The following is an 11,830-nucleotide window of genomic DNA, read 5'->3' as shown; positions in this document are numbered from 1 at the left end:
CGGGACCTCAGAACCTCTCCGGGAAGATCAGCGCGAGGACCAGATACCCCAGCAGGGCGACGGCCACGACCAGGCCGACGACGTTCTCGGCGGTCACAGCTTCGTCACCCCTCTGGCGACGACGGCCACCACCGCGAAAACCGCGAGCGTGGCGACGACGAAGGCCAGGTCGGCCATCGTGGGCTCCTAGGGGCTCGAATACGAACGGACTCCTAGAGGAAACCCCCGCCCAGGGCACCCGACAGCACCCGTTGACGGCTCCCTTACGGCCATTGGCGCCCTTTTGACGCATCCCTGACGCCGACCGCCCCGACCTGCGAAAAGCGGTGGGCCGTACTCCGCAGAGAAGAGTACGGCCCACCCGTGAACGCCCAGATCAGGCCAGGCCTTGCGCCAAAGGCTCAGCCTGATCCGAGCGAGCGGCCCGCCGGGGCGCCGAGACCGGAGGGGGCGGTCACGCCCCGGCGGGAGAGGCACCCAGGAGTACGGCCCGCGGGCCACCGGCGTTCAACGTCCCCCGGGGAGAATGCCGAAGGGGCCCGGGGCATCGCCCCGGGCCCCTTCGGACCTGGTCTCTTCCGGATGTGTGCGCGCGAGCGGAGGCTCAGCGCACCTCGCTGATCTCCGGGCCGCGCTGGAGACGGTCGGCGCCGCCCGCGAACCGCGAGCCCTGCGCCTCGTCCTGCTGCACCCCGTCGGGCACCATCTGCGCGTCCTCCGGCAGCTTGAGCACGATCGGATCGCGCGGGGCCATCGGGCCCTCGCCGCGCACCACGACCGTGTCCTGGAAGATCGCCTCCAGCAGACTGCCGGTCTCCGGCTGCACCGCGCCCTGCCCGGAGATCACTCCACGCAGGAACCAGCGCGGTCCGTCGACGCCGATGAAGCGGACCACCTGCACGCCGTTCTTCCCGTCCGGCAGCTGCACCGGCACCTGGGCGCGCAGCTCCCAGCCGAGCGATCCCTCGACCTCGTCCACCACGCCACCCTGCTGGGTGATCCCGGTGGCGATCTCGTCCCGGACCTCGGCCCAGATGCCTTCCTTCTTGGGCGCGGCGAACGCCTGGAGCTGTACGGCGCTGTCCCGCAGCACCACGGTGGCGGCGACGATCGCGTCCCCCGCGACCTCCACCCGCAGCTCCATGCCCTCGACGCCGGGGACGAACAGCCCGCCCAGGTCCACCCGGCCCTCGCCGGGCTCGCGCACCTCGGATACGTCCCACGGGCCCTCGGGGCGCGGGGCGGGCGGCAGGCTCACCCGGGCGGCCTCCACCGCCTCGGAGGGGTCCTCCGCGTCCTCCGCGTCCTCGGCCAACTCCTCGGAGGCCACGTCGAGTGGCTCGACGTCCTCCTCGCTGCGCTTGCGGCGACGTCCGAACACGTCATCGTCCTTCCCGGTCGGAACCGACCGAAGCGTATCCATTCCCACCCTTTGTGCCGTCCACGGCGGCGTGGCCGCCGGTGGACCCGAAGCCCCCTTCGGCCCGCGCCGACCCGGGAAGCTCCGCCACCTCGTGGAAGCGCACCTTCTCGACCTGCTGGACGACCAATTGGGCAATCCGGTCGTAGCGCTCGAACCGCACGCTCTCGCGCGGATCGAGATTGACCACGATCACCTTGATCTCTCCACGGTACCCGGCATCGATGGTCCCCGGGGCATTCACCATGGCGATGCCACAACGGGCGGCCAGTCCGGACCTCGGATGCACGAAGGCGGCATACCCCTCAGGAAGCGCGATAGCCACCCCGGTGGGCAGAACCGCGCGTTCCCCCGGGGCGAGCTCCGCGGCCCGGGTGGTGACCAGGTCGGCGCCCGCGTCGCCGGGGTGGGCGTATGCGGGCAGCGGGACCTCGGGGTCGACCCTGCGGATCCGCACGTCGAGCGGGGTCGGGCTCACGGGTTCACCTCGCATACGCGCGCCAGCTTGGCCTGGTCGGGGTCGGCCAGCGCGGCGTCGATCTCCTCCGACCGTCCGTTCCTGATGAAGTGGTCGACCCGCACCTCTATGAAGAGGGCCTCCGCGCGGACGGCGACGGGGCCGTCGGGGGCGTCGATCCGGCCGGTGGCCGCGCAGTAGATCTTCCGGCCGTGCACGGCGGTCACCCGTGCCTCCAGGTGCAGCACCGTGCCGACCGGGACGGGCCGGACGAAGTCGGTCTCCAGCCGCCCGGTCACCGCGATCACCCGCTGCATCCAGTTGAGCGCCCCCAGCGTCTCGTCCAGCGCCGCGCTCAGCAGCCCGCCGTGGGCCAGCCCCGGCGCGCCCTGGTGGACCGGGCGCACCTCGAACTCGGCGGCGACGGCGACGCCCTCACCGGCGCGGGCCCGCAGCCGCAGCCCGTCCCCCACCTGGTCCCCGCAGCCGAAGCACTGGTCGTTATGGGCGTCGAGAAGCTGCCCCGGTGCCGGAGCGTCGCGGTGACGCACGGGTGCCCTGGCGCCCTCCGGCGGCTTCAGCCCTGTTGTCGTTCCACTCACAACGGCTGACCTTACCCGCGCGGACCGCCCGGATCGGCGGCCATGCCAAGCTGATGGGCATGCAGCCATACGACGAACGCCTGACCGCGCCCCGTTCCTGGTGGTTCATCGCCCTGATGACCGGGGTCGCCATGGGGCTGATCATGCTGCCGTTCGGCACACTGCCGACCCTCGGCGGTCTGATCGGCGGCGGGGCGCTCGCCGCCGTCGCGGTGAGTGCGTACGGCTCGGCGCGGGTGCGGGTGGTGGCGGGCTCACTGGTCGCGGGAGACGCGAAGATCCCGGTGTCGGCGCTGGGGACCGCCGAACCGCTGGACGCCGACGAGGCGGTCGCCTGGCGGACTCACAAGGCCGATCCGCGGGCGTTCATGCTGCTGCGCAGCTACATCCCCACCGCGCTGCGGGTGGAGGTCACCGATCCGCGGGACCCGACGCCGTATGTGTATGTCTCGACCCGGGATCCCGAGGCGCTCGCGGCCGCGCTGGCGGCTATGCGCTCGGACGCCTCCTAGCCGGTAGCCCGGTAGCGGTGGCCGGGGTGCCGCTTCCGGCAGGGGATGCCCCCGGTGGCTCATTCGGCCAGGGGGACCAGATCGCTCCAGGGGATCCGCTTGGCGCGCAGATCCTTGCGGACCTTGCGTGCGAGCTTCTTGGTGTCCCGCCGGTTCATGGCGGCTCCGACGGCCGCGCCCACCATGAAGGGGGCCAGCACCGGCAGGTTCCGGAAGCTGCGCTTGAGCACCTGCTGGCGCAGCTCGCGCTTCATCTGGACGCCCAGCGCCGCGTTGACGGTGGCCGGGACGGTGACATCGATCCCGCGCTCCCCGGCCCATGCGCCGAGATAGGCGGTGGCGCGCTGGCGTACTCCGCCGGGCGGCCGCAGTCCGTAGACCTCGTGCAGCTCGGCGATGAGCTTGATCTCTATCGAGGCCACACCGATGATCTCGGCGGCCAGTTCGGTGGGCATGGCGGGCGGTGCGGGCAGCATCGCCGCCGCGCCGACGCCCGCACCCACGGTGGAGGTGCCGTGCGCGGCACCCGCCACCAGCTTGTCCGCGATCTCCTCCGGGCCGAGTCCGGGGAACTGCCTGCGCAGTGTCTCCAGGTCCCGGACCGGGATCCGTGGAGCGCTCGCGATGATCCGGTCGGCGACCGCGTAAACCCCCGCTCTCGCACGCTCGCCGCCCCTGCGGACACCACGGCCCAGCGCGCTCGCGAGCGAGGCCGTCCGGCCTCGCTCGGGGTGCGCCTCGGTCACGCCGCCGTGCTCCGCTTCCACGCCTGTGCCGTGGCTCAGGCCGCGCAGTCGCGGCAGATGGGCTGGCCGTTCTTGGTCTCGTTGGCCAGCTGGCTGCGGTGGTGCACGAGGAAGCAGCTCATGCAGGTGAACTCGTCCGCCTGGCGGGGCAGTACCCGCACGGACAGCTCCTCGTTCGAGAGGTCCGCGCCGGGCAGCTCGAGCCCCTCCGCCTGCTCGAACTCGTCCACGTCGACGGTCGACGCGGACTTGTCGTTCCGCCGGGCCTTGAGTTCCTCGATGCTGTCCTCGTTGACGTCATCGTCGGTCTTGCGTGGGGTGTCGTAATCCGTTGCCATGTCGCTCTCCCCCTCTGGGTGTCTGCGGTGTCTCCAGCGCACGTAACGCGTGAGAGGCCGGACTTGTGCCCGACCCGAGGCGGAGATTTTGCCTCACATCAAGGTCTGTTACTCAATCGACACCCAACCGCACCCCTGAAGAGGTGATCGGGTTGGATGGCCATCGGGACCGTACACGGTCCGACTGTCGCACTCGCATGCGCCATGACGTGTACTTCCCGTGATCTCGGTCCCCGAAAACCCGGATTTTCCCGGCTTTCCGTCAACCGTGACCATCACGGAGAGTATATGGCCTGAAAATCGCCCATGTGATCGATCACACACCATACAGGCGTGGGTCGGATCACGAAAATTCCGCCCAAAGCGAACACCTCCCCGACGGTACCGCAGCTTCCGTTTCCCGGCCCGTCTGCCCGCTCAGAGCGGCAGCACCACCCGCATGACAAGGCCGCCTCCCTCCCTGGGCTCCGCCGCGATCCTGCCGCCGTGGGCGCGCGCCACCGAGCGCGCGATCGAAAGTCCGAGGCCGACGCCCTTGTCACTGCCGGTGCGCTCGGTACGCAGCCGCCGGAAGGGCTCGAAGATGTTGTCCAGCTCGTAGGCGGGAACCACCGGACCGGTGTTCGCCACCACCAGCACCGCCTGGCCCTGCCGGATGCCGGTGGTGACCTCCACCCAGCCGCCCTCGGCAATGTTGTACCGCACCGCGTTCTGCACCAGGTTCAGCGCGATCCGCTCCAGCAGCACACCGTTGCCCGGGACCACCGCGGGCTCACGCGTCCCGCGCGGCTGGACGCCCTTGGCCTCCGCCTCCGCCCGGACCTGGTCCATCGCCTGGGAGGCGACCTCGGCGAGGTCCACCGGTTTGCGGTCGACGATCTCGTTGTCGCTGCGGGCGAGCAGCAGCAGACCCTCCACCAGCTGCTCACTGCGCTCGTTGGTGGCCAGCAGCGTCTTGCCCAGCTGGACCAGCTCCGGGGAGGCCTGCGGATCGGAGAGGTGGACCTCCAGCAGGGTGCGGTTGATCGCCAGCGGGGTGCGCAGCTCATGTGAGGCGTTGGCGACGAACCGCTGCTGGGCGGTGAAGGCCCGGTCCAGGCGTTCCAGCATCTCGTCGAAGGTGTCGGCCAGCTCCTTCAGCTCGTCGTCCGGGCCGTCCAGCTCGATCCGGCGGGACAGGTCCGAGCCCGCCACCTGGCGCGCCGTACGGGTGATCCGGCCCAGCGGCGAGAGCACCCGCCCGGCCATGGCGTAGCCGAACGCGAAGGCGACCACGGCCAGCCCCAGGAGCGCGATCAGCGAGCGGCGCAGCAGCCCGTCCAGGGCGTAGTCGCGCTGCTGCTTCATGCACTGGGCCACCGCGCGGTTGAACGCGTCGTTGTTGCCCTGGCTGGGGAGGTGGCAGGTGTCGGTCGGCTTGTAGTCGATCCGCACGATCTGGAGCGGGAACTCACTGCCGCGGCGGATGGCGTCGGCCGCCAGCAGATAGATGATCGTCAGCAGCACCACACCGGCGATCAGGAACATCCCGCCGTAGAGCAGGGTGAGCCGTATCCGGATGGTGGGGCGCAGCCAGGGGTTGGGCTGCGAGCCGTGCGGCGGGTCCCAGCTGGGTTTCGGTGGCGCTGCCGGCGGAAGCGGGGTCGTCGCCATGCCCGGTCAGATCCGGTAACCGGAGCCGGGAACGGTGACGATCACCGCGGGCTCACCGAGCTTGCGGCGCAGCGTCATCACGGTCACCCGGACGACGTTGGTGAACGGGTCGGTGTTCTCGTCCCACGCCTTCTCCAGCAGCTGCTCGGCCGAGACCACCGCGCCCTCGCTGCGCATCAGCACCTCGAGCACCGCGAACTCCTTCGGCGCCAGCTGAATCTCCGTACCGTTGCGGAACACCTCGCGCCGGTTGGGGTCCAGCTTGATCCCGGAGCGCTCCAGCACCGGCGGCAGCGCGACGGTGGTACGGCGACCGAGGGCCCGCACCCGCGCGATCAGCTCGCTGAACGCGAAGGGCTTGGGCAGATAGTCGTCCGCGCCGATCTCCAGGCCCTCGACCCGGTCGCTGACGTCACCGGAGGCGGTGAGCATCAGCACCCGGGTGGGCATCCCGAGCTCGACGAGCTTGCGGCAGACGTCATCACCGTGGACGAGGGGCAGGTCCCGGTCGAGGACGACGACGTCGTAGTCGTTGACGGCGATGCGCTCCAGGGCGGCCGCTCCGTCATACACGACGTCGACGGCCATGGCCTCCCGGCGCAGACCGGTGGCCACCGCGTCGGCGAGCAGCTGCTCGTCCTCGACGACGAGTACGCGCACGTCGTTAGTCCTTCCGTCATGGCCGCAGCGGGCGTGATCGCGCCGAACTCGATAGGCGTCCGGCGCCCTCCATCCTGCCTCGAAGTCTCATAAACCGGCGGTAAGGGGAAGCGGGGGGACCACACCACCGCCACCGGCGCGGAGCACAAGCGCCGGAACAGGGAATTCAGATTCTTTTCGCGCCGGAGGTTTCCGCTCACAACGGGGTGGGGAGGACGACTGCACACCCGCGATCACGCCCTGTCTTCGGCATCCCTTGATCTTGCTGCCATCCGCAGGGACTACGCACGTGATCGCCCCGCCGTCGGCACACCCCCGTGCCACCGACCCACGACGAGGGGGCGCACCATGGACGCGTTCACCGCAGGCATTCTTCAGCGTATAGAGACCACCCAGTCCGACCTCACTCATGCCCGTGAGACGGGCGACGAGTTCCTCGCCGATGTGGAGCAGGCGGAGCTGGAAGACCTCCGTCGGCTGGCTGCCGAGCATGGCGTGGAGGTCAGCGCCGTAGCCTGATCCCTCCGGGGATACAGATCCGCTGATTCACGATCCAGATACAGATCCAGGTCCGGAATCCAGGATCGGATTCAGGTTCAGAGCCGGAAACGCACCGTCGATCCAGCGGTCGGTTCCGGTCCCACGCCCGAGCGCCCCGGTGTCCCAGCGGCACCGGGGCGCTTCGGCGTCCGCGGGGAGCAGCCCGCGGGGCGTGGCGTCAGTCGTGCCAGGCGCCCAGCTCGTCCAGACGGCCCTGGAGCGTTTCGAACAGGCCGGGGGCGGCGGCGACCATCAGCTCCCCGGAGCCCGGGATGCCCGGCCGTCCACCGGTCAGCGCCCCCGCCTCGCGGGCTATGAGCTCTCCGGCCGCGTAGTCCCACGGGTTCAGCCCGCGCTCGTAGTAGCCGTCGAGCCGCCCGCAGGCCACATCGCACAGATCGATGGCGGCCGATCCGCCGCGGCGGATGTCGCGCACCGTGGGCAGCAGCTCATGCAGCACCCTCGCCTGGCCGATGCGCCGCTCCCGTACGTAGCCGAAACCGGTGCCGATCAGCGACCGCTCCAGCTCGGGCGCGGGGCGGCAGCGCACCGGCTCGCCGTCGGCGTACGCGCCCCGGCCGAGCGCCGCGTGGTAGGTCTCTCCCCGGACCGGGGCGGCCACCACCCCGACGACCGTCTCGCCGCCCTTCTGGACGGCGATGCTGACCGCCCACGCGGGCAGGCCGTAGAGGTAGTTCACCGTGCCGTCGATCGGGTCGATCACCCAGCGGACCCCGCTGGTGCCCTCGTGGCTGGCGCCCTCCTCCCCCAGCACACCGTCGTCCGGGCGGTGCTCGGCCAGGAAGTCGGTGATCAGCTTCTCGGAGGCGATGTCCATCTCGGTGACGACATCGATCGGGCTGCTCTTGGTGGCGGCCACGCCGAGGTCGGCCGGGCGGCCGTCCCGCAGCAGGTCCCCGGCCCGGCGGGCGACCTCCAGTGCCAGGTCGAGCAGTTCGGTCGTGAGCGGGTCGGTCATCGTGCTCCTTCGCGGATGTACCCGTGGGGTGCGAGCGGCGCCGGCGGCGGTGACGGGCCGTGGACGTCGGTGGGCTCAGTCGACCCCCGCGGCCGCGGGCCGCGGGGAGCGGGCCGGACAGCAGCCCACCGGGCAGAGGTCATGACTCGGGCCGAGGGCGCCCAGCGCGCACCGCTCGGGGGCGGCGGCCGCCAGACCCTCGGCGAACCGCTCGGTGGCCGCGCGCTCCAGCACCAGCTCGCGGACCGCCGCCGCGAACCGCGGATCGGCGCCGACGGTCGAGGCGCGGGAGACCGGCAGTCCGAGCTCGGCGGCCTTGGCCGTGGCCTCGGTGTCGAGGTCGTACTTGACCTCCATATGGTCCGAGACGAAGCCGATCGGGACCATCACCGCGGCGGGCGCGCCCTCGCCGTGCAGCTCCTCCAGGTGGTCGCAGATGTCCGGCTCCAGCCACGGGATGTGGGGGGCGCCGCTGCGGGACTGGTAGACCAGCCGCCACGGGTGCTCGGCGCCGGTCCGCTCGCGCACCGCGTCGGCGACCAGCCGGGCCACCTCCAGGTGCTCGGCGACATACGCGCCCCCCTCGCCGTGGTCCGCCGGGGCGCCGGAGGTGTCCGCGGCGGCGGTCGGGATGGAGTGGGTGGTGAAGGCCAGGTGCGCCGCGCCGCGCAGACCCACGGGCAGCTCGTCGAGCGCGGCGAGCGTCGCGTCCACCATGGGCTGTACGAAGCCGGGGTGGTTGAAGTAGTGCCGCAGCTTGTCGACCCGCGGCCGCGGCAGCCCCTCCGCCTCCAGCGCGGCGAGCGCGTCCGCCAGGTTCTCCCGGTACTGGCGGCAGCCGGAGTACGAGGCGTAGGCGCTGGTGGCCAGCACCAGGACCCGGCGGTGGCCGTCGGTGACCAGTTCGCGCAGGGTGTCGGTCAGATACGGCGCCCAGTTGCGATTGCCCCAGTAGACCGGCAGCTCCAGGCCGTGCTCGGCGAAGTCCTTGCGCAGCGCCTGGAGCAGTTCGCGGTTCTGGGCGTTGATCGGGCTGACGCCGCCGAACAGGAAGTAGTGCCGGCCCACCTCCTTCAGCCGCTCACGCGGGATGCCCCGGCCGCGCGTCACGTTCTCCAGGAACGGGACGACGTCCCCGGGCCCCTCCGGCCCGCCGAAGGAGAGCAGGAGCAGGGCGTCGTACGGGGCGGGAGAGAGCAGTTCTGACTGATCCGGCATGCTCCCGATCCTGCCACCAGCCGCTGACGGGCGGGAAATAACCCCTGCGCGGACCCGGCGGCGGCCGTAAGCTGTATCAGCTCTCACATTCCTTACCCCGCTGGCCGGCCCCCACCGGCCGGTCCTGCTCATCGGCGGAGCCCCTGTCGTGCCCAGTCCCAGTCCTTACCGCGCGCTTTTCGCGACCCCCGGTGCCAAGGCGTTCTCCGCCGCGGGTTTTGTCGGGCGGCTGCCGATCGCGATGGAGGGCGTCGGCATCGTCACGATGATCTCCCAGCTCACCGGGCGGTACGGGCTGGCGGGCGCGCTCTCGGCCACCGTCGCGCTGTCCGCGGCGGTCGCCGGGCCGCAGATCTCCCGGCTCGTCGACCGGCACGGCCAGCGCAAGGTGCTGCGCCCGGCGACCCTGGTGGCGCTGTTCGGTGTCGCGGGGCTGCTGCTGACCGCACGCCGGGGCTGGCCGGACTGGACGCTGTTCCCCTGGGCCGTGGCGGCCGGGTGCGTACCGAGTGTGGGGGCGATGGTGCGGGCCCGCTGGGCGGCGATCCACCAGGGCGCTCCCCGGAGGCTGCATGCCGCGTACGCCTGGGAGTCGATCGTCGACGAGGTGTGCTTCATCGTCGGGCCGGTGATCTCGATCGGTCTTTCCACGGCCTGGTTCCCGGAGGCGGGCATGCTGCTGGCGGCCTGCTTCCTGGCCGTCGGCGTCTTCTCGCTGACCCTCCAGCGCGCCACCGAGCCGGTGCCGCATCCGCGCGACCACCACACCGGCGGATCGGCGCTGCGCTCCCCCGGACTGCGGGTGCTGGTGGCCACCTTCGTGGCGACGGGCGCCATCTTCGGCGCGATCGACGTGGTGACGGTGGCCTTCGCCGAGGAGGAGGGCCACAAGGCCGCGGCCAGCCTGGTGCTGTCCGTGTACGCGCTGGGTTCCTGCCTGGCGGGCGCGGTGTTCGGGATGAAGGGACCGCGCGGAGCGGTGTCCCGCCAGTGGCTGGTGGGTATTTGTGCGATGGCCGTGAGTATGATCCCCCTCCTACTGGTCGGGAACCTGCCGTTTCTGGCCGGGGCGCTCTTCATCGCGGGCCTGTCGGTGGCACCGACCATGGTCACCACCATGGCCCTCGTCGAACGGCACGTACCGCGCGCGAACCTGACCGAGGGCATGACCTGGACCACCACCGGGCTCGCGGTCGGGGTGGCGCTCGGCTCGTCGGTGGCCGGCTGGGTGGTCGACGCCGCCGGGGCCGGGACGGGGTACCTGGTGCCGGCCGTGGCCGGGGCGCTCGCGGCGGCGGTGGCGTTCCTCGGATACCGCCGGCTGCGGCCGGCGCCAGAGCGGGAGGGGTCGGGTGCGGATGGCCGTCAGGACCGTACGGACCGGTCGGAGCAGCGTGTGGCGTAACTGGGCGGGCAATGTGGCGGCCCGGCCGGTGCGGAGTGTGAGCCCGTCGTCCACTCAGGACCTCGTCGAGGCGGTGCGCGGGGCGGCGGCCGAGGGGCTGTCGGTGAAGGCGGTGGGCACCGGCCACTCCTTCAGCACCGCGGCCGCCACGGACGGGCTGCTGATACGCCCGGACCGGCTGGTCGGGATACGGGAGCTGGACCGTGGGGCCGGGACCGTGACGGTGGCCGCGGGCACCCCGCTCAAGCAGCTCAACGAGACACTGTCGGCCCATGGTCTCTCGCTGACCAACATGGGCGACATCATGGAGCAGACGGTGGCCGGGGCCACCTCCACCGGCACCCATGGGACCGGGCGGGACAGCGCCTCGCTCTCCGCCCAGATCGCCGGAGTGGAACTGGTCACGGCGGACGGCTCAGTACTGCGCTGCTCGGCGAAGGAGCATCCGGAGGTCTTCGCGGCGGCCCGGGTCGGTCTTGGCGCGCTGGGCGTGGTCGCCGCGGTCACCTTCCGGGTGGAGCCGGAGTTCCTGCTCACCGCGCGGGAGGAGCCGATGCCCTTCGACCGGGTGCTGGCCGACTTCCCACAGCTGGTGGCCGAGAACGAGCACTTCGAGTTCTACTGGTTTCCGCACACCGGAAACTGCAACACCAAGCGGAACAACCGCAGTCGGGGTCCCGCCGCCCCGGTGGGCCGGGTGAGCGGCTGGGTCGACGACGAGCTGCTGTCCAACGGCGTTTTCCAGGTGGCCTGTTCGGTGGGGCGCGCGGTCCCCGCGAGCATCCCGAGAATCGCCAGAATCTCCAGCCGGGCGCTGTCCGCCCGCAGCTACACGGACATCCCTTACAAAGTCTTCACCAGTCCGCGCCGGGTCCGCTTCCTGGAGATGGAATACGCGCTGCCGCGTGAGGCCGCGGTCGAGGCGCTGCGCGAGCTGAAGCGGACCGTCGACCGCTCGGATCTGCGGGTCAGTTTCCCGGTGGAGGTGCGTACCGCGCCCGCCGACACCATCCCGCTGTCCACCGCCTCGGGCCGGGACACCGCGTACATCGCGGTGCACCTGTACCGGGGCACCCCGCACCGGGCGTACTTCACCGCCGCGGAGCAGATCATGACCGCGCACGGCGGCCGCCCGCACTGGGGCAAGCTGCACAGCCGTGACGCCGCCTATCTGGCCGGGGTCTACCCGCGGTTCGGCGAGTTCACCGCGATCCGCGACCGGCTGGACCCCGACCGGCTGTTCGCCAACGACTATCTGCGGCGGGTGCTGGGCGACTGACCTCCCGAACCGGATGCCCGG

14 protein-coding genes are annotated in these 11,830 nt (G+C 71.4%); 4 read left to right on the top strand and 10 right to left on the bottom strand.

Annotated features, from left to right (window positions below; all coding sequences use genetic code 11):
- Positions 1 to 7 precede the first annotated feature (7 nt).
- From kdpF to AB0C66_RS32620, 4 genes are all read right to left on the bottom strand, one after another.
- Positions 8 to 97, bottom strand: coding sequence for a K(+)-transporting ATPase subunit F (gene kdpF / locus AB0C66_RS32635; RefSeq protein ID WP_009326374.1), 90 nt, complete (start codon positions 95 to 97; stop codon positions 8 to 10).
- A 507-nt stretch (positions 98 to 604) separates the two neighbouring features.
- Positions 605 to 1,381, bottom strand: a complete 777-nt coding sequence (locus AB0C66_RS32630; protein ID WP_362446949.1) for a DUF3710 domain-containing protein — start codon at positions 1,379 to 1,381, stop codon at positions 605 to 607.
- A 1-nt stretch (position 1,382) separates the two neighbouring features.
- On the bottom strand, positions 1,383 to 1,898 hold the full coding sequence (dut, locus tag AB0C66_RS32625; RefSeq protein WP_362446946.1) for a dUTP diphosphatase: 516 nt from the start codon (positions 1,896 to 1,898) through the stop codon (positions 1,383 to 1,385).
- Positions 1,895 to 2,479 (bottom strand): PaaI family thioesterase, encoded by a 585-nt coding sequence (locus AB0C66_RS32620; RefSeq protein WP_362446944.1) that lies wholly within the window; start codon positions 2,477 to 2,479, stop codon positions 1,895 to 1,897. The genes dut and AB0C66_RS32620 overlap by 4 nt, the downstream gene beginning before the upstream one ends.
- Positions 2,480 to 2,538: 59 nt before the next feature.
- Here AB0C66_RS32620 and AB0C66_RS32615 point away from each other — a divergent pair, with 59 nt between their 5' ends.
- Entirely contained in the window at positions 2,539 to 2,991 is a 453-nt protein-coding gene (locus AB0C66_RS32615) for a DUF3093 domain-containing protein (protein WP_362446941.1), read from the top strand.
- Positions 2,992 to 3,050: 59 nt separating this feature from the next.
- On the opposite strand, the gene AB0C66_RS32610 is transcribed toward AB0C66_RS32615, so the two are convergent.
- The 4 genes from AB0C66_RS32610 to AB0C66_RS32595 form a co-directional block, all read right to left on the bottom strand.
- Complete coding sequence (locus AB0C66_RS32610) at positions 3,051 to 3,737, bottom strand: hypothetical protein (RefSeq protein ID WP_362446938.1); 687 nt, start codon at positions 3,735 to 3,737, stop codon at positions 3,051 to 3,053.
- A 35-nt stretch (positions 3,738 to 3,772) separates the two neighbouring features.
- On the bottom strand, positions 3,773 to 4,075 hold the full coding sequence (locus AB0C66_RS32605; protein WP_014175864.1) for a DUF4193 domain-containing protein: 303 nt from the start codon (positions 4,073 to 4,075) through the stop codon (positions 3,773 to 3,775).
- A 417-nt stretch (positions 4,076 to 4,492) separates the two neighbouring features.
- Positions 4,493 to 5,728, bottom strand: a complete 1,236-nt coding sequence (locus AB0C66_RS32600) for a HAMP domain-containing sensor histidine kinase (protein WP_362446935.1) — start codon at positions 5,726 to 5,728, stop codon at positions 4,493 to 4,495.
- A 6-nt stretch (positions 5,729 to 5,734) separates the two neighbouring features.
- The gene (locus AB0C66_RS32595; protein WP_362446932.1) at positions 5,735 to 6,388 is read right to left on the bottom strand and encodes a response regulator transcription factor; all 654 of its coding nucleotides are present in this window, start codon (positions 6,386 to 6,388) and stop codon (positions 5,735 to 5,737) included.
- Between the two features lie 348 nt (positions 6,389 to 6,736).
- Between AB0C66_RS32595 and AB0C66_RS32590 the strand changes: the two genes are divergently transcribed.
- Entirely contained in the window at positions 6,737 to 6,907 is a 171-nt protein-coding gene (locus AB0C66_RS32590; protein WP_362446929.1) for a hypothetical protein, read from the top strand.
- A gap of 199 nt (positions 6,908 to 7,106) precedes the next feature.
- Here AB0C66_RS32590 and AB0C66_RS32585 read toward each other — a convergent pair whose 3' ends face one another.
- Positions 7,107 to 7,907, bottom strand: coding sequence for an inositol monophosphatase family protein (locus AB0C66_RS32585; RefSeq protein ID WP_362446926.1), 801 nt, complete (start codon positions 7,905 to 7,907; stop codon positions 7,107 to 7,109).
- A 75-nt stretch (positions 7,908 to 7,982) separates the two neighbouring features.
- Positions 7,983 to 9,125, bottom strand: a complete 1,143-nt coding sequence (locus tag AB0C66_RS32580; RefSeq protein WP_362446923.1) for a ferrochelatase — start codon at positions 9,123 to 9,125, stop codon at positions 7,983 to 7,985.
- Between the two features lie 148 nt (positions 9,126 to 9,273).
- Here AB0C66_RS32580 and AB0C66_RS32575 point away from each other — a divergent pair, with 148 nt between their 5' ends.
- Together AB0C66_RS32575 and AB0C66_RS32570 are read left to right on the top strand one after the other, a co-directional pair.
- On the top strand, positions 9,274 to 10,530 hold the full coding sequence (locus tag AB0C66_RS32575) for an MFS transporter (protein ID WP_362446920.1): 1,257 nt from the start codon (positions 9,274 to 9,276) through the stop codon (positions 10,528 to 10,530).
- Positions 10,484 to 11,809, top strand: a complete 1,326-nt coding sequence (locus AB0C66_RS32570) for a D-arabinono-1,4-lactone oxidase (protein ID WP_362446917.1) — start codon at positions 10,484 to 10,486, stop codon at positions 11,807 to 11,809. The genes AB0C66_RS32575 and AB0C66_RS32570 overlap by 47 nt, the downstream gene beginning before the upstream one ends.
- Positions 11,810 to 11,830 lie beyond the last annotated feature (21 nt).

Source organism: Streptomyces sp. NPDC048636 (assembly GCF_040650655.1).
Lineage (GTDB): Bacteria > Actinomycetota > Actinomycetes > Streptomycetales > Streptomycetaceae > Streptomyces.
This window is presented reverse-complemented; position numbering and strand designations above follow the sequence as displayed.

What these genes read in the sequence shown, in the direction of transcription:
- AB0C66_RS32615 (WP_362446941.1), top strand. Translation starts at nt 2,539, where the DNA reads ATGCAGCCATACGACGAACGCCTGACCGCGCCCCGTTCCTGGTGGTTC.
- AB0C66_RS32605 (WP_014175864.1), bottom strand. Translation starts at nt 4,075, where the DNA reads ATGGCAACGGATTACGACACCCCACGCAAGACCGACGATGACGTCAAC.
- AB0C66_RS32600 (WP_362446935.1), bottom strand. Translation starts at nt 5,728, where the DNA reads ATGGCGACGACCCCGCTTCCGCCGGCAGCGCCACCGAAACCCAGCTGG.
- AB0C66_RS32590 (WP_362446929.1), top strand. Translation starts at nt 6,737, where the DNA reads ATGGACGCGTTCACCGCAGGCATTCTTCAGCGTATAGAGACCACCCAG.
- AB0C66_RS32585 (WP_362446926.1), bottom strand. Translation starts at nt 7,907, where the DNA reads ATGACCGACCCGCTCACGACCGAACTGCTCGACCTGGCACTGGAGGTC.
- AB0C66_RS32580 (WP_362446923.1), bottom strand. Translation starts at nt 9,125, where the DNA reads ATGCCGGATCAGTCAGAACTGCTCTCTCCCGCCCCGTACGACGCCCTG.
- AB0C66_RS32570 (WP_362446917.1), top strand. Translation starts at nt 10,484, where the DNA reads ATGGCCGTCAGGACCGTACGGACCGGTCGGAGCAGCGTGTGGCGTAAC.